This window comes from Curtobacterium sp. MCLR17_032 (genome assembly GCF_003234795.2).
Lineage (GTDB): Bacteria > Actinomycetota > Actinomycetes > Actinomycetales > Microbacteriaceae > Curtobacterium.
The window spans coordinates 1,718,513-1,740,730 of record NZ_CP126268.1 but is presented as its reverse complement, the minus strand read 5'-3'; the positions used below and the strand labels follow the sequence as shown (position 1 = coordinate 1,740,730).

Annotated in this window: 26 protein-coding genes; 2 read left to right on the top strand and 24 right to left on the bottom strand. The window is 72.3% G+C overall.

Translation table 11 applies throughout. The features are described from left to right. Window positions 1-41: 41 nt before the first annotated feature. The 7 genes from DEI97_RS08195 to DEI97_RS08165 form a co-directional block, all read right to left on the bottom strand. A complete protein-coding gene (locus tag DEI97_RS08195) occupies window positions 42-983 on the bottom strand; it encodes a hypothetical protein (protein ID WP_258376605.1) in 942 nt (313 codons plus the stop codon). Next, the gene (locus DEI97_RS08190) at window positions 980-1,681 is read right to left on the bottom strand and encodes a MerR family transcriptional regulator (RefSeq protein WP_111073341.1); all 702 of its coding nucleotides are present in this window, start codon (window positions 1,679-1,681) and stop codon (window positions 980-982) included. The genes DEI97_RS08195 and DEI97_RS08190 overlap by 4 nt, the downstream gene beginning before the upstream one ends. A gap of 63 nt (window positions 1,682-1,744) precedes the next feature. Then, a complete protein-coding gene (locus DEI97_RS08185; RefSeq protein ID WP_284158346.1) occupies window positions 1,745-2,677 on the bottom strand; it encodes an alpha/beta hydrolase in 933 nt (310 codons plus the stop codon). Then, complete coding sequence (locus DEI97_RS08180; RefSeq protein ID WP_111073339.1) at window positions 2,641-2,985, bottom strand: YciI family protein; 345 nt, start codon at window positions 2,983-2,985, stop codon at window positions 2,641-2,643. Before DEI97_RS08180 ends, DEI97_RS08185 begins: the two co-directional genes overlap by 37 nt. Before the next feature lie 90 nt (window positions 2,986-3,075). Beyond that, window positions 3,076-3,696, bottom strand: coding sequence for a class I SAM-dependent methyltransferase (locus tag DEI97_RS08175; RefSeq protein WP_111073338.1), 621 nt, complete (start codon window positions 3,694-3,696; stop codon window positions 3,076-3,078). Between the two features lie 68 nt (window positions 3,697-3,764). Further along, the gene (locus tag DEI97_RS08170) at window positions 3,765-4,181 is read right to left on the bottom strand and encodes a DUF4259 domain-containing protein (protein WP_111073337.1); all 417 of its coding nucleotides are present in this window, start codon (window positions 4,179-4,181) and stop codon (window positions 3,765-3,767) included. Between the two features lie 184 nt (window positions 4,182-4,365). Then, window positions 4,366-5,484: an acyltransferase family protein gene (locus tag DEI97_RS08165; protein ID WP_181439106.1), complete on the bottom strand. Its 1,119-nt coding sequence runs from the start codon at window positions 5,482-5,484 to the stop codon at window positions 4,366-4,368. Between the two features lie 156 nt (window positions 5,485-5,640). Between DEI97_RS08165 and DEI97_RS08160 the strand changes: the two genes are divergently transcribed. Then, on the top strand, window positions 5,641-6,336 hold the full coding sequence (locus DEI97_RS08160; protein WP_111073335.1) for a response regulator transcription factor: 696 nt from the start codon (window positions 5,641-5,643) through the stop codon (window positions 6,334-6,336). Further along, window positions 6,333-7,460, top strand: a complete 1,128-nt coding sequence (locus tag DEI97_RS08155; RefSeq protein WP_111073334.1) for a sensor histidine kinase — start codon at window positions 6,333-6,335, stop codon at window positions 7,458-7,460. Before DEI97_RS08160 ends, DEI97_RS08155 begins: the two co-directional genes overlap by 4 nt. Here DEI97_RS08155 and DEI97_RS08150 read toward each other — a convergent pair. The 17 genes from DEI97_RS08150 to DEI97_RS08070 form a co-directional block, all read right to left on the bottom strand. Continuing rightward, window positions 7,457-8,095, bottom strand: a complete 639-nt coding sequence (locus tag DEI97_RS08150; protein ID WP_146248036.1) for a hypothetical protein — start codon at window positions 8,093-8,095, stop codon at window positions 7,457-7,459. The two genes, DEI97_RS08155 and DEI97_RS08150, sit on opposite strands and share 4 nt — an antisense overlap. Window positions 8,096-8,266: 171 nt before the next feature. Continuing rightward, window positions 8,267-9,442 carry a flagellar hook protein FlgE gene (locus DEI97_RS08145; protein WP_111073331.1) on the bottom strand — a complete coding sequence of 392 codons (1,176 nt, stop codon included), beginning with the start codon at window positions 9,440-9,442 and terminating at the stop codon, window positions 8,267-8,269. A gap of 45 nt (window positions 9,443-9,487) precedes the next feature. Then, window positions 9,488-9,928 carry a flagellar hook assembly protein FlgD gene (locus DEI97_RS08140; protein ID WP_110902389.1) on the bottom strand — a complete coding sequence of 147 codons (441 nt, stop codon included), beginning with the start codon at window positions 9,926-9,928 and terminating at the stop codon, window positions 9,488-9,490. A gap of 28 nt (window positions 9,929-9,956) precedes the next feature. After that, window positions 9,957-11,498 (bottom strand): flagellar hook-length control protein FliK, encoded by a 1,542-nt coding sequence (locus DEI97_RS08135; RefSeq protein WP_111073330.1) that lies wholly within the window; start codon window positions 11,496-11,498, stop codon window positions 9,957-9,959. Beyond that, on the bottom strand, window positions 11,495-12,271 hold the full coding sequence (locus DEI97_RS08130; protein ID WP_111073329.1) for a C40 family peptidase: 777 nt from the start codon (window positions 12,269-12,271) through the stop codon (window positions 11,495-11,497). Before DEI97_RS08130 ends, DEI97_RS08135 begins: the two co-directional genes overlap by 4 nt. After that, complete coding sequence (locus DEI97_RS08125) at window positions 12,268-12,693, bottom strand: flagellar FliJ family protein (RefSeq protein WP_111073328.1); 426 nt, start codon at window positions 12,691-12,693, stop codon at window positions 12,268-12,270. The genes DEI97_RS08130 and DEI97_RS08125 overlap by 4 nt, the downstream gene beginning before the upstream one ends. Beyond that, complete coding sequence (locus tag DEI97_RS08120; protein WP_111073327.1) at window positions 12,693-14,036, bottom strand: FliI/YscN family ATPase; 1,344 nt, start codon at window positions 14,034-14,036, stop codon at window positions 12,693-12,695. The genes DEI97_RS08125 and DEI97_RS08120 overlap by 1 nt, the downstream gene beginning before the upstream one ends. Beyond that, on the bottom strand, window positions 14,033-14,653 hold the full coding sequence (locus DEI97_RS08115) for a FliH/SctL family protein (RefSeq protein WP_111073326.1): 621 nt from the start codon (window positions 14,651-14,653) through the stop codon (window positions 14,033-14,035). Before DEI97_RS08115 ends, DEI97_RS08120 begins: the two co-directional genes overlap by 4 nt. Beyond that, the gene (gene fliG / locus DEI97_RS08110; RefSeq protein ID WP_111073325.1) at window positions 14,646-15,683 is read right to left on the bottom strand and encodes a flagellar motor switch protein FliG; all 1,038 of its coding nucleotides are present in this window, start codon (window positions 15,681-15,683) and stop codon (window positions 14,646-14,648) included. Before fliG ends, DEI97_RS08115 begins: the two co-directional genes overlap by 8 nt. Next, a complete protein-coding gene (fliF, locus tag DEI97_RS08105; protein WP_111073324.1) occupies window positions 15,680-17,356 on the bottom strand; it encodes a flagellar basal-body MS-ring/collar protein FliF in 1,677 nt (558 codons plus the stop codon). The genes fliG and fliF overlap by 4 nt, the downstream gene beginning before the upstream one ends. Next, window positions 17,356-17,697, bottom strand: a complete 342-nt coding sequence (gene fliE, locus DEI97_RS08100) for a flagellar hook-basal body complex protein FliE (protein WP_111073323.1) — start codon at window positions 17,695-17,697, stop codon at window positions 17,356-17,358. The genes fliF and fliE overlap by 1 nt, the downstream gene beginning before the upstream one ends. Continuing rightward, complete coding sequence (locus DEI97_RS08095; protein WP_111044204.1) at window positions 17,697-18,092, bottom strand: flagellar basal body rod protein FlgC; 396 nt, start codon at window positions 18,090-18,092, stop codon at window positions 17,697-17,699. Before DEI97_RS08095 ends, fliE begins: the two co-directional genes overlap by 1 nt. After that, window positions 18,089-18,433, bottom strand: a complete 345-nt coding sequence (locus tag DEI97_RS08090; protein WP_111073322.1) for a flagellar basal body protein — start codon at window positions 18,431-18,433, stop codon at window positions 18,089-18,091. Before DEI97_RS08090 ends, DEI97_RS08095 begins: the two co-directional genes overlap by 4 nt. A gap of 158 nt (window positions 18,434-18,591) precedes the next feature. Then, a complete protein-coding gene (locus DEI97_RS08085) occupies window positions 18,592-18,972 on the bottom strand; it encodes a hypothetical protein (protein ID WP_146248035.1) in 381 nt (126 codons plus the stop codon). Continuing rightward, window positions 18,962-19,444, bottom strand: a complete 483-nt coding sequence (gene fliS / locus DEI97_RS08080) for a flagellar export chaperone FliS (protein WP_111073320.1) — start codon at window positions 19,442-19,444, stop codon at window positions 18,962-18,964. Before fliS ends, DEI97_RS08085 begins: the two co-directional genes overlap by 11 nt. 17 nt (window positions 19,445-19,461) lie before the next feature. Further along, window positions 19,462-20,862, bottom strand: coding sequence for a flagellar filament capping protein FliD (gene fliD / locus DEI97_RS08075; RefSeq protein WP_111073319.1), 1,401 nt, complete (start codon window positions 20,860-20,862; stop codon window positions 19,462-19,464). A 122-nt stretch (window positions 20,863-20,984) separates the two neighbouring features. Next, on the bottom strand, window positions 20,985-22,136 hold the full coding sequence (locus DEI97_RS08070) for a flagellin N-terminal helical domain-containing protein (RefSeq protein WP_111073318.1): 1,152 nt from the start codon (window positions 22,134-22,136) through the stop codon (window positions 20,985-20,987). Between the last annotated feature and the right edge of the window lie 82 nt (window positions 22,137-22,218).

Here is a 22,218-nt window from a genome sequence, read left to right as displayed (position 1 = left end):
GATCCTGCACCGGTCGCTCGCGGCCCCGGGACACGGTTCGGTCACGTCATCCGGAGTACCGGTGCCGGTCGGCGGAGGAGCGTCAGCACCGTCGCGGCGGACGCGGCCAGGAGGATCGCCCCGGCCACCGCGGACACGGCTGCGGACGGGTGCACCACCGACTGACCGGCTACCGCCTGCAGGGTGAGCAGGACCGTGCCGCAGGCGTAGGCGAGCGCGACGATGACGACGATGCGCACCTGCGTGGTGTCCGAGCGGAGTCGCGGGACCCGACGCGCGAGGACCGTGAGCGCCAGTGCCACGAGTGGGACCAGCTGGAGGGCGTGCATGCCGACGAAGTGCGCGACGCGGTAGTCGCCGCCGGTCGTGCTCCACCCGAGGACCGGCACGCCCGGCCCACCGTCCACGACACCGACCGCGTGCGCGCCGACGATGCCGTCCGGGCTCGTCAGCTGCGTCGGGGTGGGACCGGTCATGAGGAACGCGACACCGATGCCGCCCAGGGCGATCACCGCGCCGAGCCGGACCGCCACGGTGAGCGCGGGTGTCGGCAGGCGCAGGAAGAACAGCGCGGCCGAGGTCACGAAGGTGCAGAGGTACAGCACGGTGATCGACACCGCCATCACGCCCCACACCACGACGTGCAGGGGTGACGAGACATTGAAGTGGCTGGTCGTGCCGGTGGCGGCCGCCCAGAGGATGAGCGCCTGTTCGACGAGCAGTGTGACGGCGATCACCGTGCCGAGCCGGTGCGCCAGCCGCCGCCATCGGGGCAGGTGCGCGATCAACCACGCCCAGGTGACGGCGTACAGCAGGATCGAGACCGAGAACTTCAGCGGCTTCGCCCACAGCGGCCCGCCGAGGACCGTGCGCGGGTCGACGAGCAGCCCAACTGCGCTCACCACGGCGCAGAGGACCATGACCGCCGCGACGGTCATGAGCGCGGGATGCCAGGCGACCGCGCGCCGGATCGCGGCCTTCATCGTCGCTCCGCTGACCCACTGTTGGCGGTGGTCCCGGCGCTGGTCGCGCTGGTCGTGATGGTCGCGGGCGCTGCCGGGACGGGGAACAGGTCGTGGGTCGCGTCCTCGTGGGCGATGCGCCGGAGTCCGGCGAACAGCGGATCGCCCAGCACGGTGCCCACGACCATGAGCTCGGCGATCGCGTCGCGGCCGTCCCGGCTCTGCAGCGCGGCGACGTCGGCACGGGCCGCGGTGGCGGCCGCGGTCAGGTAGGCGTCGAGGTAGTCGTCCGGGGCGTCGAAGCCGATGGTGGCGAGGCCGTCCAGCGCCCGTGCTGCGATCTCGTGACCGGGGTTGTCGGTCGTGGCGGCCCACCCGGCAGCGGTGACCCGGTCTGCGATGCGGTCACGGGCCTCCCGGCTCGCGGCAGCCTCCGGTGACCGAGGTGCGGTCATCGAGTACTGGGCCACCTCGAAGACCTCCGCGAGAGGGGCGTCGTCGGTGTCGAGGACGGCGAGCACCTGCTTGGTGACGGCGACCGACAGGCCGCCGGTCTCGAGCAGCGCGCGGACCAGGCGGACCCGCTCGACGTGCCGCCGGTCGTACGCGGTCTGGTTCGGGGCGGTCTTCTCGCCGGCGGGGAGCAGTCCTTCGCGCTGGTAGTACTTGACGGCGGTCAGCGGTGTCGCGGCCTCTCGGGCAAGATCAGATATTCGCACTCTCGGAGAGTACGGCTATCCATTTATGGGGCGCAAGCGCTCGACCGGATCGACGCCGGCTGTTCACCCGTGGCCGGGTCGGCGGCCGATCCACTCGGCGATCAGGGCGGTCCCGGTGGTGAAGGCCGGTAGGCCCGGGCGGTTCAGGAAGGCATGCGCACTGTCCGCCATGACGTGGCGTTCCACGTCGGTACCCGCGTCGGCGAGTTCGGTGGCGAAGCGGTCTCCCGACGTCCGCATCGTGTCCCGCTCGGCGTCCACGACGAGCGTCGGCGGGAACCCGGCGAGGTCGTGGCCGCCCGGGAACGCGTACCGGTGTGCGAGCGCCTGCCGCGTGCCGGCGTGGTTCCGGTTCGCGACGTCGAGCGCCCACGGTGCGTGCGTGATGCGGCGGTGTCCGCGTGATCGGTGCGCCGGGTCACCGTCCCGCGGGTGCCGGGCGTGGAAGAAGCCGTACGCGAAGACCGCACCGACCGGAGGGGCACCGTCGTCCAACGCGTGCAGGGTGGCGGCGGCGGCCAGACACGCGCCGGCGCTCGCGCCGCCCAGGACGACGCCGTGCGGCGACGCGGCCGAGACCGCTCGTGCTGCGGCGACGACGTCCTCGAGTGGCAGCTGGAAGCGCTCCTGCGTGTCTGCCGGTCGGCGCCGGAGCATCCCGGTGCCGGGGAACGGTGCCAGGCGGTAGGCCGCGGTCACCACCGTGACGCCCTGCTCGGCGAGGACGCGGGCGACGTCGTGCGCCTCGGGTTGCGCGGGGGTCCCGCGGAAGAAGCCGCCGCCGTGCAGCCAGAGGAGCGTCGGGCCGGGGGTGCGGAGCCCGGGGCGGGCGGTACCAGCGGAGCGAGTCCGCGCCGACGACGTTCCCCATGCAAGTTCCCCCTCGTTCCCGGGTGGTGCTCCCCTGGCATTCCCCGGTGCGACCGTACCGGGTACCCGACTGGGCGCTCGCCCGGTGGTCAGAGGACCGGGCGGACCTCGATGCGCCGGTTGCACGCCCGTGAAGCCTCGTGCGCCAGCCGGAGGGCCGTGTCCTCGTCCGGCAGGTCCCAGATCCAGAACCCGGCGACGTGCTCCGGCGCGTCGACGGCCGGGCCGCGGTGCACGAGTCCGGCACCCTCGCGGTCGTCGACGACGGTCGACCGCGACGGTTCCGACAGACCCGCGGCGAAGACCCACCGGCCCGCGGCGCGGAGCCGTTCGTTGAAGTCGTCGACCGCCGCTGCCTCCGCGTCCGAGGCCCGCCCGGTCGTGTGCGTTCCGGATGCGGGCCCGCCGTCCAGGACGTTCACGAGGTAGTGCATGTCGTCTCCCGTTGCCGCTCCGGGGCGGCACCGTTGCCGCTCCTGACGACAGTGTGCGCTCGCACCGGGCAGGAGTCACGCGTGCCGAGCTCAGCCGCGTCGGGCCGAGTCTCGGCGACGGGCGAGGACCGCCCCGTGCGGCCGCGGTGTCCCGGTCGCCGCGATGCGGGTGTGCGTCTCGACGATGTCGAAGCCGGCGGCCTGCAACTCCTGCTCGAGCGCCTCGGCCGGCCATCGCCAGGCCGTCACGACGGCGTGGTCGAACGCCTCGACCACGGGGCCGACGAAGAACCCGACGAGGAGCGTCCCGCCCGGCCCCAGGACCCGCGCGAACTCGTCGAGCGGGCGCCGGATGGACCCCGGGTCGTGGTGGATCAGGGAGTACCAGGCGAGCACGCCGCCGAAAGTGCCGGGACCCGCGTCGAGGGCATCGATGCTGCCGGTCGTGAAGGGCACGCCTGGGAAGGCCTGCCGGGCGTGGTCGATGAACGTCGGCACCGCGTCGATCCCGCGCACGTCCCGCGCCTGCTCCGCGAGGAACGCCGTCCAGTGCCCCGGACCGCACCCGGCGTCGAGGAGCGCGCCCTCGACCGATGCGGCCCAGGCGCCGACGAGCTGCACGTCGGACGGGTGCACCGACGCCATCGTCCCGAGGTGCTCGACGTACTCCGCCGCCCGGTCGGTGTACGCGGCCTCGACGCTCGTCCCCATCCGGGCAGGCTACCGACCAGGGCCGACGGACGCAGGAACGCGGCGCTGCGGGAACGCCGCGACGACCCCTACCGGTCGGCGCTGAGGCTCGCGGTCAGGCGGGTGATCGACTCGCGCCACTCGGCGAGGTCGTCCGACCCGGCGTCGTCCCAGAGTTCGGCGAGTTCACCGTCCGGGCTCCCTGCCGCGGTGACGGCCTGCGCGGCGAGGCTGACGAGCGCCTCGTCCGGCTTGCCGGCCCGCTCGACGAACTGCGCGATGCTCGCGGTGTAAGCGTCGTCCTGGGTCGGGCGTCCGACCCCGTGCGCGACGACCTCGGCGGCGGCGAGGGCGAGTTCGGCCACATCGCTGTCGATCTCGGGTCCCGCGTCCGTCGCCGCGGTGAGTGCCGCCTCCACGACGGCCCACCCGCGCTCGTCCTCGAGATCACCGACGAAGTCGGCTGCCGAGTCGTTGCCCACCGGTTCTGCACTCCAGGTCCCCATGCGGCCACCATAGACGGCCGGGAGGCGCGGTGACCGCTTGCTCGGGTGACGGTCGAGCCCCGGGGGTGGACGTGCCGCGGCGGGAACCGCGCCGGTGCTCCCCCGCCGCCCCGCGCCTCCCGTCCGGATCCGCGCTCGCCTCTGGACCCGCGCTCTGGTCCGGATCCATTGGGCGGACGCCTCGTCACCGCGTCACCACCGACACCCTGGACGGAGCGAACAGCCCGGGGACCGCCAGCAGTGCCGTGCGTGCGGGCCGTTCCACCAGTCGGTGGAGCACGGCCGCGACCAGCAGCGCGACGGCCAGCGCCAGGACGGTGAGTGCCAGCCCGCCGATCGCCGGGCGCGGATCGGCGACCGGCCAGAGCGCGCCGAGCGTGTCGATGACGAGCAGGTGGACGAGGTAGAACGCGAAGGACCGTTCACCGAGGGCCACGAGCGGCCGCGACGACAGGACGGTCCGGACGCCGGCGACGTCGGCGCGGGCGAGGGCGGCGATCAGCAGCGTGAACCCGATCAGGGTGCAGCCGTTCAGGGCGAACGGTGACGCCGGGTACCGGTCGGCTGCGACGAAGCCCGCGACCGCGACGACCGCCGAGGCCGCCACGCCCGGTCCACGCCATGAGCCGGACCGGATCAGGCACGCGACCGTCACACCGAGCACGAACTCGGGCAGCCGGGCCAGCGGCCAGTTCGCCGCGGACAGCTGGCCGGGCAGGACGGCGACCAGATGCGGCACGACGACGACCGACAGCACCGACAGCGCCACGGCAGCCCAGAGCACCCCGGCTCGCGCCCCGTGCAGGACCCGGATCAGCAGGGGGAAGACCAGGTAGAAGAACGCCTCACAGACCAGCGACCACGACACCGGGTTGCCCGCCTGCCACCAGGGCCCGTGCCAGGAACTCACCAGCAGGAAGTTCGCCAGGAGCGCCTTCGACGACGTCGTGACGATGCTCGGCATGAGGACGTGCGCGACCACGACGGCCAGGACCACGCCGACGAAGTGCAGCGGGTAGACGCGGGCGACGCGGCGCCACCAGAACGTCGTCGGCCGCGTTCCGGGTCTGTGCGCCCAGGCGAGGACGAACCCGGACAGGACGAAGAACAGGGACACGCCGGTGGCGCCGGCACCCATCGTGTCGGACAGGAGGCCCTGGGCACGTCCGGAGAAGTAGCCCAGGTTCCGCACGTGGTACGCGAAGACGACGAACGCGGCCACCCACCGGAGGCCGGTGAGCGACGGCAGCAGCGGCGTCACCAGGGCCGGGTCGGCGGCGGTGGGACGGACCGTGGCTGGCACGCCGGCGGTGGGTTCAGTTCGGGAGCGGTGCATGCGCCCAGCACACGAGATGGGCCGTTGCGGCAGCGTCGGGGTTCCTCCTTACGCCAGCGTTACACGGGGTGTGTTCTGATGACCCTGCCGTCGTGCTCCCTGCGCTGCGGGGTGAGGAGCAGCGTGCGCGTACTCGTGGTCGAGGACGAACCGTTCCTCGCGGACGCCATCCAGGCGGGCCTCCGACTCGAGGCGGTCTCGGCCGACGTCGTCGGGAACGGTCTCGACGCCTTGGAACGGCTGGCGGTCAACCGGTACGACGTCGTCGTCCTGGACCGGGACCTGCCCGGCATGCACGGTGACGAGGTCTGCGCCCGGATCGTCGCGTCCGAGGACGGCCCGAACGTCCTCATGCTCACCGCGGCGACGACGTTGGGCGACCGGGTCGACGGCCTCCGGCTCGGTGCGGACGACTACCTCGGCAAACCGTTCGACCTCGAGGAACTCGTCGCGCGCCTCCGTGCCCTGAACCGACGCAGCCGACGACGCCTGCCACCGGTCCTCGAACGGGCCGGGATCCGACTGGACCCGTTCCGGCGCGAGGCGTACCGCGACGACCGGTACCTGCGCTTGTCGCGGAAGGAGTTCGCCGTGCTCGAGGTCCTGCTTCGTGCCGAGGGTGGGGTCGTCAGCGCCGAGGAGCTGCTCGAGCAGGCGTGGGACGAGAACGCGAACCCGTTCACGAACGCCATCCGGGTCACGATCTCGGGCCTCCGGCGACGGCTCGGCGACCCGGACCCGATCCGCACCACGCCCGGGGTCGGCTACGCGATCGCACCCGACGCCCGAGCTCCGTCCGTGTCCGAGGAGCGACCGTGACCGAGCAGCCTCGACGGCTGACGATCCGGCTCCGTCTGACGCTCACCTACACGGCACTCATCCTGCTCACCGGCGGGGCGATGCTCGCCACGGTGTTCGCGGTGCTGGCGATCGTGCCCGGGTACGCGTTCACCGCCGGCCCGTTCCCCTACGGCACGACCCACGACCTCTACACGATCAACGGACGCGACGACGTGTTGCGGCTGTTCCTCATCGTCTCCCTGCCGGCGCTGCTCGTCATCGGCGGCGTCGGGGGTGTCGTGAGCTGGTTCGTCGCCGGCCGACTGCTGCAGCCGCTCCGGCAGATCGCCGCCACCGCCGAACGACTCGACGACCGGAACCTCGACGCGCGCATCGCGGTCGACGGACCCCACGACGAGATCCGGGACGTGGCCGACACGGTGAACGCGATGCTCGACCGACTCGAGGCCTCCTTCACCAGCCGGTCCCGGTTCACCGCGAACGCGTCCCATGAACTCCGCACCCCGCTGGCGAGCATGAAGACGATGCTGCAGGTGGCGCTCCGGTCGGACCACCCGCCCGAGACCGCCCGGACCCTCGATCGGCTGCACACCACGGTCGACCAGATGACCTCGATCACCGCTGCGCTCCTCGAGCTCGCACGCGGCGACTCCGACCTGACGGCTCGACCGATCGCACTGCGGAACGAGGTGGCGTCCGCCCTCCGGACCGTGGACGCCGAGCTCGTCGCCCGCCGTCTCCGTGTGTCGGTGCACCTCGACGACGCGGTCGTCCCCGGTGAACCGGTCCTCGTCCGGCAGCTCGTCGTGAACCTCGTCCGGAACGCCGTCGTGCACAACGTCCCGGGCGGCACGATCGACATCAACGTCACCGCGCAGCCCGACGTGCGGTTGACCGTGGCGAACGACGGCCGACGGATCACCGCTGCCGAGGCGGCCACGCTGACCGAACCGTTCCGTCGACTCGACCGCACCCGCAGCGAGGGCAGCGGCTTCGGACTCGGACTCGCGCTCGTCCAGAAGGTCGCGACCGCACACGGCGCGACCCTGGACCTCACGCCACGGAGCGACGGCGGCCTGCTGGCCGTCGTGGCCTTCCCGGCCGTGGACGACGACCGGCAGCGCGACCGCGACCGCGACTAGACGATGACGACCTGCGCGTGGACGAGGATGTCGTGCAGGTCCGGACGCAGCGACTCCTGCGAGGACGTCTTGACCTTCACGATGAGCGCGGCACCGGGCTTCGCGAACGCACGCGCGACGGTCGCCGACCACGAGCCGTCCGAGTTGTGGCCCGCGATCGACAGGAACTGTGCCGTGCCGTCGGTCATCGTCGGCAGGAGCTGCTCCTCGAGCTGCTCGGCGGGCAACCCGGCGGCGGTGAACAGCTGCTCGGTGGCCGCACGGTCGCCGATCGTCGGGTCCAGGTCGGTGATCCGCTGCTGCGTGATCGTCGCGACGGAGCCGTCGGACTTCGTGTACTCCCGCGTCCCCGTGGCGGGGTCCTCACCGGTCTGCTTCCAGTCGGCCAGGGCGGAGACCTCGAGGCTGAACGCCGGCAGCTTGGTCGTGGAGAGCGCCTCACCGTCCTCGAATGTCAGATCGGTGGGCATCGCCGCCTCGGCGGTCGGCGTCGGCGTCGCGGCAGCCGACGATGCCTTCGACGTCGGCCGCTCGCTCGCCGGCGCGGTGCTGCCGGGTCCGGCGCAGCCGGTCATGGCGACGGCGGCGATGATCGCGGTCGCGCCCGCGATGGTGATCCTGGACGTGATCGACATGTGTTCCCCCTGGTTCCGCCGTGCGCCCCGTGCACCGGCGAGTACTCGACCGAGCCTAGAGGTCGGGAACGGGTACCGCGCGCCGGTCGTCTGACACGTGTGGGACGGTCACGAAGAGGACCCCCGCTCCCCTGCCGAGCGGCAGTCGGGATCGGGGGTCCTCGTCGTTCATCAGCGCTTGAGGTTCGTCAGCTCCTGCAGCACCTCGTCCGAGGTGGTGATGATGCGGGCGTTCGCCTGGAAGCCGCGCTGCGCGACGATCAGGTTGGTGAACTCCTGCGACAGGTCGACGTTCGACATCTCGAGCGTTCCGGCGGCCAGCGAGCCGACGCCCGCGGATCCCGGGACGCCGACCGTGGCGGCACCGGAGTTCGCGGTCGCGCGGTAGCCCGACGCGCCGGTCTTCTCCAGGCCCGCCGGGTTGGCGAAGGTCGCGAGGGCGATCCGGCCGACGGCCAGCGAGGCGCCGTTCGAGAACGTGCCCATCACGGTGCCGTCCTTCGAGATCGAGTAGCTCTTCAGTGACCCGGCCTCGTGCCCGTTCTGCGACGAGATCGCCGCGGTGTTCAGCGCGGCGAACCCGGTCAGCTGGGTCATGTCGACCGCGACGCCACCGACCTGCAGGGTCGCACCGCGCGTGATCTTGCCGTCGGCGCCGAACGCGACGGTGCCGGTGGCCGAGGCGCCCTGCCCGTTCGAGGCGGCGACGGTCCACCCGGTGGCGGTCTTCGTGTAGGCGAGCGACAGGGTGTGCTTGGTGCCGTACTGGTCGTAGACGGTGGCGTCGCGGTTGAGCACCTCGCCGGTCTTCGTGTCGGAGGGCAGGTTGCCGGTGACGCCCGCGGTGCTGGTCGCGGTGGCGGGGGCGGCGGCCTGCAGCGGCAGGGTGATGTCACTCATCTGGCCGCCGTCGTTGACGACGCCGTCCGTGGCCGAGTAGCCCTGGACGATCTTGCCGTCGGAGCTGACCAGGCGGCCGTCGGCGTCGAAGTCGAACGCACCGGCGCGGCTGTAGACGGTGTCGTTGCCCAGGCGGGTGACGAAGAAGCCGTCGCCGGAGATCATCAGGTCGGTCGCCTTGCCGGTGGCCTGCGCGGAACCCTGGGCGAAGTTGGTCGAGACGCCGGCGACCTGCACGCCGAGGCCGATCTGCGCCGGGTTCGTGCCGCCGATGCCGGTCTGGGGACCACCGGCACCCTGGGTCATCTGCGACAGGGTGTCCTGGAAGACGGTGGTCGACGACTTGAAGCCGACGGTGTTGACGTTGGCGATGTTGTTGCCGGTGACGTCGAGCATCTCCTGGTGGGAGCGGAGGCCGGAGATGCCGGAGTAGAGCGAGCGGAGCATGGTGCGTCCCTTCGTGGACGAGCAGTGTGTGGGAAGAGGGTGGGGTCAGGAACCGGAGGCGGTGGTGATACCGGAGATCACGTCGAGATCGACCTCCTTCCCGTTCACGGTCACGGTCGGCACGCTCTTGGCGTAGGACACCGCGGTGGCGGTCCCCGTCACGGCCGCGCCGGAGGCGGCGTCGGTGTAGCTGACCTGCTTCCCGACGAGGTTCGCGGCGGCCATCCGCATCTGCAGCGAGAAGTCCTCGTTGGCCGTCGTGGTCTGGTTGGTGACCTGTTCCATCATCGCGAGCTGCGTCTGCTGGCTGATCATCTGGTTCGTGTCCATCGGCGACGACGGGTCCTGGTTGCGGAGCTGCGTCACGAGGAGCTTCATGAAGACCTCGGAGTCCATCGTCTGCGACCGCGACGAGGTCGGGTTGGCGGCGACTGCGGCGGCGGCCGTGGCGGTGTCCACGGAGCCGGTGATCCCGTCGAGTGGCATGGTTCTCGTTCCTTGTCGTGGTGGCCGGTCAGGCGAGGACGTCGAGTCCCGCGGTGCGGACGGTGGTCGGGGCGGACGGGAGGGACGTGGCGGGGCCGGTGCGGGCCTCCCGGCTGGCGGGGTGGTCGGTCTCCCGACCGGTCCCGTCGCGCCCGGCGGTGTCGGCTGCTGCCCGGTCCCGACCGTCGGCGCCGGCGTCGGCCGGGTGGTTCTGCGCCGACAGGTCGAGCGTGGTGCTGCCGCCGGAGTCGCGGCGGAGGTCGGGCAGGATCTGCCGCACCGCGTCGCGCCCGGCGTCGGAGGCCGCGAACAGCTCGACGTGCATGCCGTGCCCGGTGACGTGGGCGCGGACGGTGACGGGGCCGAGCGCCTCCGGCGTCAGCTGCACGGTCAGGACGTGCTCGCCGGGTCCGGCGTGCGCGAGGGTGAACAGCGGGCGTGCGAGCTGCTGGGCGACCGGCTGCGGTGCGGCGGGCAACGTCGGGGCCGACGGGGCTGCGGTGGGCGTGCTGCTGACGGGCGCCGCGGTCGCGGGGACGGCCAGGACGACGGGCGCGTCGACGGGCGCGTCGACGGTGCCGGGACCGGCCGGGAGGCTCGTCCCACCCTGGTCCGCGCCGGCTGCGGTGGCGACGTGGCCGGCCGGGGTGGTGGCCGTCGCGGGCGCAGCGGCGGAGGCGGCCTGCGTGCCAGGGAGCGCGGCAGTTGTGTGCCGGACCGCGGGGTGCTGGTCGGCCGCGGTCACGGTCAGGGCCGCTGCTGCTGCGGCTGCGGCGGTCGGTTGTCCGGCGGGAGCGGTGGGCTGGGCTGCGGCGGTGGCAGCGGACGCGAGGGCGGCCCCGGTCGGTGCCGTGGCCGGAGTCCCGACGACGCCGGCCGCCGGAGCGGTGGACGAGGCGGCGGAAGCCGTCGCGGACGACGACGCGGTCGGGGCCGCCGGAGCCGTGCTCATCGCGGCAGCGACGAGCGACACCGTGTTCAGCAGTGCCGCGTTCGACAGTGCCGCGTTCGGCAGGGCCGGTGTCGGCGTGCCGGTCGCTGCGTCAGCGGTGGGGTCCGGCGTCTCCGCGGTCGCATCGTCACCGGTCGGAGCGGCGGTCGCGGGCGTGGCGACCGTCCCCACTGCCAGGTCTTGTTCGACGACACCCTGAACGGTGCCCGTGCCCGTGCCGGCCAGTGCGGCGGCGACGCCCGGCGTGAGCACGTTCGCGACCGACTGAGCGACGGGCTCCGTCATGGCGGCGTCGCTCGTGACGGCGTCGTCGTTCGTGGCGGCATCGCTCGTGACGGCGCCCGGGGTCCCGGTCGTCGGCGCGACGAGTCCGGACGCGCTGCCCGTCGGGCTCACGGTCGTCGCAGACGGGGTGCCGTCGTCCCTGGTCGGCTCCGGTCGTCCCCGGTCGCGCTGCCCCGCACCGGACACCGCGGACAGTGCAGACACCGCGGACAGCGCGGCCCCGAACTCGGCGCCGGACCGGGCCTCGGCAGCGCCGGAACGCTCCCCCGCCCCGCGCGGCCGCATCACGGCCGGCACCGGTGCCAGCGGCGCACCCGTCAGGAGCGCGTTCATGCGGCGCTCCCGGCGAACAGCGACTGCAGCGCAGCCATCTGCATGTCGGTGGCGTTCGTGGCGCTCGGCGCACCGACCGAGCGGGCGACCTGCGCGGCGGAGGTGGCCGCAGCCTCCTGGCCGGACGGCACGATGCGACGGATCGTGGCGATGTCGGAGTCCTTGTACCAGTTGTCGACGATCCGGACGTCCTTGCCGGGGCGCGGGGCGTGCAGGACCTTGCCGTCGCCGACGTAGATGACGATGTGCCCCTCGCCCTTGGGGATGATGAGGTCGCCGGGCTGCGCCTGTGCCAGGGACGGCACCGCGACGCCCATGTCGGCCTGGTCCGGCACGACCCGGGGCATCGTGACGCCCAGGTCCTTGAACACCGTCTGCACCAGGCCCGAGCAGTCCATGCCGGCGCGGGTCTCGCCGCCGAACACGTACGGCACGCCCAGGTACTTCTTCGCCGCGGCGACGACGGCGTCCCCCGTGGCTCCGCTGCCGGTCGCCAGGGTGCCGCGGCCGGCGTCGACGGAGGTGGCGGGTGCGGCGGTGGACGCCGCTCCGGCTCCCGTGGTCCCAGCGGCCGTGGCGGCGGAACCGGCGGCCGTCCCGAGCCCGGAACCCGCTCCGGCTCCGCTCTGGGTCGCGAGGGCGTCCGCGAAGGTGGAGGCGGCCGCGGACGACGCGGCGGCGGACCCCGCGGCGGTCCCCGCGGTGCCGCTCTGCAGCGTCTCGATCTGGCTGCGGATCTCGCTGATCCGCGACAGCACGGCGTCGATGCTCATCGGTGTCCCCCCTCGGTGCGGCGACGGGCCGCGATCTCGTCGAGTGCGTTCTGTTCGGTGCGCAGGTCCTCGGCGGTGACCCGGGTGGTGTGCTGGCCCTCGAGCTTCTCCAGCCCGAGTGCCGAACGGCGTGCGGCGTTGTAGGTCTGCTGCGCCCGGTCGGCGTCGGCGCGGCGGGAGCGGACGACGGCGTCGAGTTCCTCGAGCATCCCCCGGGTCGCCGCACGGGCCGAGGCGACGGCGCTGAGCGTCGCCGCGTCGCTGATCGTCGACGGTTCGTCGTCCAGGGTGCGGCGTGCGGCCATCCGGGCGTCGGCGGCGTCGCGGACCCGGCCGTTGGCGTCGGCGAGGGTCGCGGCGGCACGGTCCTGTTCGGCGTGCCGCAGGCGCAGGAGTCCGGCGAGCGGGAAACGGCGGGCCATCAGAGCACCCCTCCGCCGACGCCGAGGGTGCGGACGAGCCCGGCCAGGCGCTCCCACGACCCGGCGGCGGTGACCTGCTCGGCCATGCCCTGCCGGAGGAAGCCGTCGATGGCGTCCTGGTGGTCCACGGCCGCGTCGACGAGCGGGTTCGTGCCGCGCTGGTACGCGCCGACGTCGAGCAGGTCCTGCGCGGCGCGGCGTGCGGCCATGACCTTCCGGAGCGCGGTCGCGGTCGCACGCTGCTCGGGGGTCGTGACCTTCGAGGCGACGCGGGAGATCGACCCGAGGGCGTCGACGGACGGGAAGTGTCCGGTGACGGCGAGCTTCCGGTCGAGCACCACGTGCCCGTCGAGGATGCTGCGCGCGGCGTCGGCGATCGGCTCGTTGTGGTCGTCGCCGTCCACCAGGACCGTGTAGATCCCGGTGACGCTGCCGACCCGGTCGGTGCCGGCCCGCTCGAGCAGTCCGGCGAGCACCGAGAACGTCGAGGGCGGGTAGCCCCGGGTGGCCGGCGGTTCGCCGACGGACAGACCGATCTCACGCTGGGCCATCGCGACGCGGGTGAGCGAGTCCATCATGAGCACGACGTCCTGCCCGGCGTCGCGGAAGGACTCCGCGATGCGGGTCGCGACGAAGGCGGCACGGAGGCGCATCAGCGCGGGCTCGTCGGACGTCGACACGACCACGATCGAGCGGGCGAGGCCCGCAGGGCCCAGGTCGTCCTCCAGGAACTCCCGGACCTCGCGGCCGCGTTCGCCGACCAGGGCGATCACGTTCACGGCGGCGTCGCTCCCCCGCGCGATCATCGACAGCAGCGAGGACTTGCCGACGCCGGACCCCGCGAACAGACCCATGCGCTGCCCGCGGCCGACGGTGGTCAGGGTGTCGAGCACCCGGACGCCGAGCTGCATCGGGGTGTCGATCCGGGTGCGGGCCATCGCGTTCGGGGTGTCGTGGTCGAGCGGCACCCAGGCATCCGCGTCGAGCGGGCCACGGTCGTCGATCGGCCGCCCGAGTCCGTCGAGCACCCGCCCGAACAGCCCGCTACCGGTCGGCACGAGCACGGGGCGGCCGGTCGAGCGGGCCGGGGTACCGGCGGTGATGCCGGTGAGTCGGCCGAGGGGCATGCAGCGGACGCCGGTGGCGTCGGTGGCGACGACCTCGACGGCGGTCTGCGGAGCACCCTCGGCGCCGACGGTGATGACCTCGCCGACGTGCGCGTCGAGTCCGGCGATGGTGAGCCCGAGGCCGACGGCGCTCGTCACGGTGCCGACGCGCTGCGGCCGGGCGGCGTGGAGTGCGTCGTCGAGGCCGCGCGGACGCAGCAGGGTCGCGGCGGTCACCGGGTCCCTCCCAACGCGACACGGGCCCGGGCGAGGGCGTCGTCGATCCGTGCGTCGAGCAGTCCGTCGGGCAGGTCGACGACGGCGTCGCCGTCGCGCAGCGTCGGGTCGGCGACGACCGGCACCGGGACGGCCAGGTCAGCGACAGCGGCGGCGTCGGCCGGGCTCAGCCGGACCGCGGTCACGACGGGTGCGGCGGCGACGTCGAGCGCCCGCCGGAGCGTCGCCTCGGCCGCGGCCGACGGGCCGCCGACGACGGTGGGGTCGGTCCGGGAGGCCCGCACCGCGTACCCGACGACGGCCTCGGCCAGGTCGACGGCCGCGCTGGCGACGGACTCCTCGGCGGCGGCGAGCACCGGCGCGACCCGGTCCCGGAGCGCCGCGGCGGCCCGTTCGAGGACGGCGAGCCGGTCGACGACGAGCGACTCGAGGTCGGCGAGTCGAGCGGCGTGCTCGGCGTCCATCCGGGCGCGGATCGCTTCGGTCTCGACGTGCGCGGCCCGGAGCCCGGCGGCGTACCCGGCAGCGTGGCCGCGGACGTCGGCGCTGGCGGCGCGGCCGGCCAGGGCGGCGTCGGTGATCACCGGGAACGCGAGCGGTGCGAAGGGCTCAGTCAACGAGCTCGTCCTCCTCGGTGCGGTGGACGGTGATGACGCCCTGGGCCTCGAGCTCGCGGACCGAGCGGACGACCTCCGCACGCGCCTCCTCGACCTGCGACACCCGGACCGGGCCCATCGACTGCAGTTCGTCGTCGAGCAGCTCGCGGTTGCGCTCGGACACGTTCGCACGGATCGTCTCGACGACCGGCGTGGGCGCACCCTTCATGGCGGTGGCCAGGATCTTCGAGTCGATGCCGCGGAGCACCTGCTGGATGTCGCGCGACTCGAGCTTCACGATGTCCTCGAAGGTGAGCATCCGCGAACGGATGTCCTCGGCGAGTTCCGGGTCACGGGCCTCCAGACCGTCGAGGACGGCCTTCTCGGTGGCGACGTCCGAGCGGTTGATGATCTCGACCAGCGGCGCGATGCCGCCGACGACCTCGACGCTCTCGCGGGGCGAGACGACGGCGCCGGCGCGCGAACGCAGGACGCCGGCGACGATGCCGACGGACTCGGGTGTGGCGGTGCCCATGGTGGCGAACGCCTGCGCGACGTCGGTGCGGACGCGCTCGTCGACGCCGGCGAGCACCGCGCTCGCCTGCGCCGGCCCCAGGTGGGCGAGCACGAGGGCGATGGTCTGCGGCAGCTCGCCCTCGAGCAGGGCGATGACCTGTCCGGGTTCGGCGTCGTCGAGGAACTCGAACGACTGGCCGGCGAGGTTCGACGCCAGCCGGTCCATCACGCCGGCCGCGCGCTCGGCGCCGAAGGACGCCTCGAGCAGGCCGAGCGCGGTCTCCTTGCCGCCGCGACGGCTGGTCCGGCCGGTGCGGGTCAGGCGGTGGAACTCGCCGAGCGTGCGGTCCACGACCTCGTCGTCGACCCGGCGCATCCGGACGATCTCCTGCGAGATCTCCTCGGCCTCCAGCTCGGTGAACTGCTTCATGACCTCGGCAGCACGCTCGGTGTCCATCTGCATGAGGATCAGCGCGACCTTCTGCGCCCCGGTCAGCGGTCGGTCGGTGCCGGGCGCGGGGACGACGGCGCTCACACCGACGCCCGGTCGTCGAGCAGCCCGCGGAGGAGCTCGGCCGTGCGCTTCGGGTCGCGTTCGGCGAGGGCGGCGATGTCCTGGCGGCGGCGCTCCGCGGTGATCTCGTCCGTGGTCAGGACCTCGGTCGGGGCGTCGTCGTGGGGCAGCGCCTGGAGCGCCACGGTCGGGGCGTCGCCGGCGGCGAGTCCGGTGCGGACGTCGGCGGGTTCGACCGCCAGGGGCAGCGGGAACGCCTCGCCGAACGCGTCGAGTTCGCCGATGTCGACCTGTTCGCGCTGCTGGCGGCGACCGCGGCGGGCCAGGAACACCATCAGGGCGATGAGGGCCAGGACGATCCCGACGACGATGCCGGCGGTGCGGATCGCCGACCAGAGCGCCTCCTGCTGGTCGGCCTGCTGCTGCGCTTCGAGCGCCTTCGCGGCGTCGTCGGCGGCGCTGGTGTCGAAGTCCATCATCGCGACTTTGACCTGGTCTCCCCGGGTCGCGTCGACGCCGGCCGCGTTCGCCACCAGGTCGTTGATGCTCTGCAGGTTGACGCCCTGCACGGACTTCGCCTTGGAGTTCAGGGCGACGGAGATCGTCTGGCGGTCCATCGCCCCGGCCGGGATCTGCGTGGTCTCGGTGGTCTTGTCGACGGCGTTGTTCTTCGTCGCGGACTGGTTCTCGTACCCGCCGTCGCCCGTACCGGTCCCGGTCTTGGCGGTGCCGTTCGGGACGGCGATGTTGTCCGGGCCCAGGACTCCGGTCGCCCCCGCGCCGGCACCGCTCGCGCCGGCGCCGTACTGCTCCTTCGTGGACGACTCGTTGAGCGCCACCGGGCCGGTCGTCGGGGTGGTGAAGGACTCGGTCGTGCGGGTGCCGGAGTTGTCGCTCATGGTGGCGGCGACGACGACGCTGGCGTTGCCCGCGCCGAGCGTGGTGTCGAGCAGGTCCTGGACCTTCTTGCTCGTCGCGGCGTCGTAGTCGGCAGCCTGGTCGGTGCCGGAGCCGGTTGCACCGGTGCCCACGGCCGACAGGGTCTGGCCCTTCTGGTCGACCACCGAGACGTCGGTCGGCTGCATGCCCTCGACCGCGGCACTGGTGAGGTGCACGATCGCCTGGACCTGGTCGGTGTCGAGCTGCGCGCCGTTCTTCGTGGCGATGAAGACGGACGCGGTGGGGTCCTTCTCCTCGGACACGAAGACCGACTTCTTCGGGATCGCCAGCTGCACGCTCGCGGTCTGCACGCCGTCCATCGCGGAGATCGTCTTGGCGAGCTCGCCCTCGATCGCCCGCTTGTAGGTGACGTCCTGCTGGAACTCGGAGCTCGTGACGCCCATCGTGTCGAGCAGCGAGTAGCCGCCCTCGTTCGACGACGGCAGTCCGTTGGACGCGGCCTTGAGCCGCTCCGTGTAGACCTTCGACTGCGGCACGAGGATCGTCGCGCCGCCGTCGGTGAGCTGGAACGGCACACCGTCGGTGGTGAGCTGGTCGGTGACCGAGCTGGCGTCCGCCGCGGCCAGGCCGGTGAACAGCGGCGCGTAGGACGGCTTGCCGAGCCAGGACGCGAGCGCGATCCCGCCGAGCACGAGCGCTGCGACGCCGATGATCGCGATGGTCCGCTGTGCGGCGGTGAACCCCTTGACGTACGCGCCGAGTCGGCCGAGCACGTTCTGCATGCCGGCGGGCATCAGGCCTGCATCCGCATGATCTCGTTGAACGCGTCGACGCCCTTGTTGCGGACGGCGGCGACGAGTTCGAGGGTGACCTGGGCGCGGGTGGACGCGATCGTGGCGTCGTGGATGTCGTCGAGGTTGCCCGTGACGGCCTTGAGCGCGAGCGTCTTGGAGTCGCTCTGCAGCTGCTGCAGGCCGTCGACCGCGTTGCCGAGGGACGCGGCGAAGCCGCTGCCGCCGGTTCCCTCGGTACCGGAGGTGGCCGAGGTGCCGATGTCGCTGCTCGTCCCGGAGACCGAGGTGAGCGCGTTCGTCATGGCGTTCGTGGTGACGCCGTTCACGCCGTCGATGGGCATCAGTTCTTCCCGATCTGCAGTGCCGCCTCGTAGGCGGTCTTGGCACGGTCGACCACGGCGGCGTTCGCCTGGTAGCCGCGCTGGGCCATGATGAGGTCCGCCATCTGCGTCCCGAGGTCGATGTCCGGCATCCGGACGTAGCCCTCGGCGTTCGCGAGCGGGTTGTCCGGGTCGTAGGTCACGCGTCCCGCGGCGCTGCCGAACGCGGCGCCCTTGACGTAGGCGCCGGAGACGCCGTTGCCCTCCTGGACCTCGACGTAGCGGGCCTGGAAGGCGGAGTCGTCCATCGAGCGGACGGTGTTGACGTTGGCGATGTTGTCGGAGATCGCGTCGAGCCACTTCCGGTGCACGGTCATGCCGGTGCTCGCGATGCCGATCGCGTCGAAGGTCGTCACGAGTTGGTCCGCATCGCCGCACGGACCTGGGTGAGCTCGGAGTTCATCGCCTGCGTCGCGAACTGGTAGCGCAGCACGGTGTCGACGTTCGAGAGCGTCTCCTCGTCGAGGTTGACGTTGTTGCCGTTCGTGTTCGTCGGCTCGAGGCTCCGCGCGACGGACGGCGCGGTGTGGCCGTTGCCGTCGACGACGGACTTCGCGAGCGCGTCCTCGAACTGCACCTTCTCGGCGTGGTAGTTCGTGGTGTTGATGTTCGCGATGTTGTTCGCGATGACGCGCTGGCGCATCGACAGACCGTCGAGTGCGCTCTGCAGCGCGGCCGACGTCACGGAGTCGAGCACGGATGGGTCCCCTCGTCGGGCGCCGTCCGGGGGACGTCGCCGTGGCGGTGGTGGCCGATCCGTGGCCGGGTGGTCGAGCGATCCGTGCTCGACAGGGGCTATCGGCGGCGGTCCCGAGCGGTGTTAGCGCTCGCCCCGAACGGGGGCCGGTCGACCGGCTACGCGCTGGCGTCGAGGTAGACGGCGGCCTGCGGGGTGCGCGTGGCGTCCACCGCGCGGAGCGCGCCGAGGTGCTCGAGCGTCACCCGGCGGGCGTCCTCGACGGCGGTGATCCGGTCGCGCTGCGCGGCGAGCAGCCGGGAGGCACGTCCCACCAGGTCGCGCGGGACCGGTCCCAGCCCGGTCGGCGCGGACCAGGGGGTCACCGTGCCCGCGGCGGTGCCGTCGACGGTCGTGTCGGTGCCGGTCGTGTCGGTGTCGGTCGTGTCGGTGCCGGTCGTGTCGTCGAGGGTCGCTTCGAGGTCGGCGAGAGCCGCCTCCCAGCGGGCGTGCGCCGTCGTGTCCTCGGCGGACCGAGGTGCCTCGGCGTCAGGCGACACCGAGCGCCCCACCCGCGGTGTGCTGCGGCGCGACCGGGGTCGCCGGCAACGCGGCCGCGGCGTCGTGCCAGGCCTGGCGGAGCGGGTCCAGGATCCGGATGCAGTCACGGGTGGCCTGGACGTCGCGGTGCACGTTCGCGGTGATGAGCGACGTCGACGCGTAGTTGTAGACGGCGAGCAGTCCCTCGCCGCCGTCCCACACGTCGATCTTCAGCGTCGAGGACAGCTCCCCCACGATGGCCTGCGCGTGCAGGAGCTGCTCGCGGGCGGCGTCCCAGTCGGCGGCGACCTGGGCGCTCTCGGCCCGGTGCAGGTCGAGCAGCAGCCGGTCGTAGAGCATCGTGACGAGCTGGGCCGGCGTCGCCGACAGCACCGCCTCGTTCGTGTACTGGGCGCGGCGCTGGTCGGTGACGGTGCGGGGCTTCGCGGCCTGCCGGAAGGCGGCGGACCCGCTGAGGTCGAAGGCGTTCATGACGGTTCTCCTACGGCTCACTTGGACAGCGACGAGAGCTGACCGGCGAGCCAGCTGGACTGCGACTGCAGTTTGCTGAGGCTGGTCTCGAGCGCGGCGTACTGCGTCTGCAGCGTCGCCCGGCGCATCGTCAGTCGGTCGGTCCACGAGTCGATCTGCGTGTTGAGGTCCTTGACCACGGACTGGTTCCCCGTGATCGCGGTCGTGATGGAGCCGGTGTACTTGTCGCTCGCGGCGGTGGCGGCGTCCGAGACGGCCTGCGCGACACCGGACATGATCGCCTGCGTGCCGGCGGGGTCGGCGGCCAGGGCCTTCTGGAACGCGGCGGCGTCGAAGTCGAAGTCGCCGTCCTTCGAGATGACGATGCCGATCGACGACGGCGACTTCCCGTTGACCGGGGTCGACATCGCACTGGTCAGCCGCTGGACGGCCGACCGCGTGGTGGCGTCCCCGAGCAGGACACCGGCGGTGGTGCTCGTCGTTCCGCTCGTCGGACTGGTCGTGCTCGTCACACCGGTGTTGGACGAGTAGTACGACGTGACCGCGTTGAGCGCGTCGACGAGCCCGGAGGCCACGGCCTGCGCCTTGGTGCTGTCACGACCGACCGTCACCGTGGTGGGGTCCGTCGACACCTTCGACACCGTGACGCTGACGCCGGGCAGCAGGTCGGCGAACGTGTTCGTCCCACTCGTGATGGTCTGCGCCGCAGCCGTCCCGCCCCAGAGCGTCACCGATGCGTCGGAGGCCCGGGTGACGACGGCCGCACCGGGCTCGGCGAGCACGTCGGTCGCGGTGCCCGCGGTGACGTCCGCGGCGGTCCCGCGGTGCAGGGTGAACCCGTTCGCGGCGCCCGTCGCGGTGCTCGTCAGCTGGAGCCGGTAGAGCTTCGTGCCGCTGGCGTCGGTCCCCGCGGCGACCTTCGTGGCGGTGACCCCGGCCGCGGAGCCGTTGATCGCCGTCACGGTGTCGTCGAGCGAACCCGATGCCGGCGTCACGGTGGTGCTCGTACCGTCCGGCTTCGTGAGCGTCAGCGCCGACGCGGTGTCCCCCCAGGACGACATCGCGGCGGTGACACCGACCTGCGCGGCGGCCGTCTGACCGACCGTGAAGGACACGGAGCCGGCGGTGGCGGTCGCACTCGCCGAGACGGTGGCGTTCGCGGCGCTCGACGACGCCGTGAACAGGTCGAGCGAGCCGGGCTTCGCGGCGGCCGCGGCCTTGGTGGCCAGGGACTGCACGAGCCCGTTGATGGTCTGCAGCGACGAGATGAAGGAGTTGGTCGTGGTGACCTTCGCCTTGAGCAGCGTCTGCGGGACCTGTTCGACGCTCATCAGCGAGTTGATGAGGTCGGTGGTCTTGAGCCCGGAGACCAGACCGTCGATCGCGAGCGAGCTGCTCGTCGCGGACGTGGTGGACATCGCTGGCTCCCCGGTGGTCGGCGGCTCGGAGGACGGGTGGACCGACCAGGTTCAGTCGGCAGGGGTGGACGCCACCACCGTGGAGTACCCGAACGGCTCCGCGGTGGTGGCGACCGGTGCGACTAGCGGAGCAGCGACAGGACGCCCTGCGTGCTCTGGTTCGCCTGCGCGAGCATCGACGTGCCGGCCTGGCTGAGGATGTTGTCGCGCGTGTACTTGACCATCTCCTCCGCCATGTCGACGTCGGTGATGCGGGACTTCGCCGCGGTGAGGTTCTCCTTGGCCACGTTCGTCACGTTGATGGCGTGGTCGAAGCGGTTCTGGATCGCACCGAGGTTGGAGCGAGCCGACGACACGGCCGCGATCTGCTTGTCGATCGCGACGATCGCCTTCTGGGCGTTGTCCGCGGAGTCGAAGCTGATCGCACCGGCCGTGGTCGTCGACGCGGCAGCCGCACCGAGACCGTCGCCGGTCACGGTAGTGACCGCGGAGCCGTCCTTCGCCGTCAGGATGAGGCCGGTGCCCGCACCGTTGGCGTCGGTCTTCACCGCGACGTCGAAGTTCGCCGAGAAGTTGGCGTCCTTCCGCAGGTCGGCGGCGTAGTCCGAGACGCTCGTGTACGAGCCGGCAGCACCCATGTCGGCGGCCTTGACCGTGACGCTCGTCGACCCGGTCTTGACGGTGACGTCGCTGCCACCGATCTTCGTGAGATCGGCGATGGCGGACGTCGCGGCGTTGGTCGTGCCCGTGCTGAGTGCGTCCGCGATCTTCGAGACGTTGGCACCAGACAGGTCCACTGCGATCTGGCTGTCGACACCGGCGTTCGCGCCGACCTGGAACTTCAGGGTGTCGTTGCTGTTGAGCAGCGAGGTGCCGTTGAAGTTGGTCGACGTGGCGATGCGGCCGAGCTCCTTCTGGAGCTGCCCGACCTCGGTGGTGATGGCTTCGCGCGACGTGGCGTTGTTCGAGTCGTTGCCAGCCTGGACGGCCAGGTCGCGCATGCGCTGGAGGATCGAGTGGGTCTCGGTGAGGCCACCTTCAGCGGTCTGCACGACGGAGATGCCGTCCTGCGCGTTGCGGGCGGCGACCGTGAGGCCACCGACCTGGGACTTCAGTCCCTCGGAGATCGACAGACCGGCAGCGTCGTCGGCAGCACGGTTGATGCGGAGGCCGCTCGAGAGCTTCTCGAGGGACTTCGACAGATCGTTCTGCGTCGCGTTGAGGTTCCGGTACGTGTTGAGTGCCGAGAGGTTGGTGTTGATGGACATACCCATGATGTGTTCCTCCGTGAAACTGGGCCGATCGTCAGTCCGTCCGTGGGCTGACATGTGTCCCTCTCGGCCGTGTGGCCGGAGG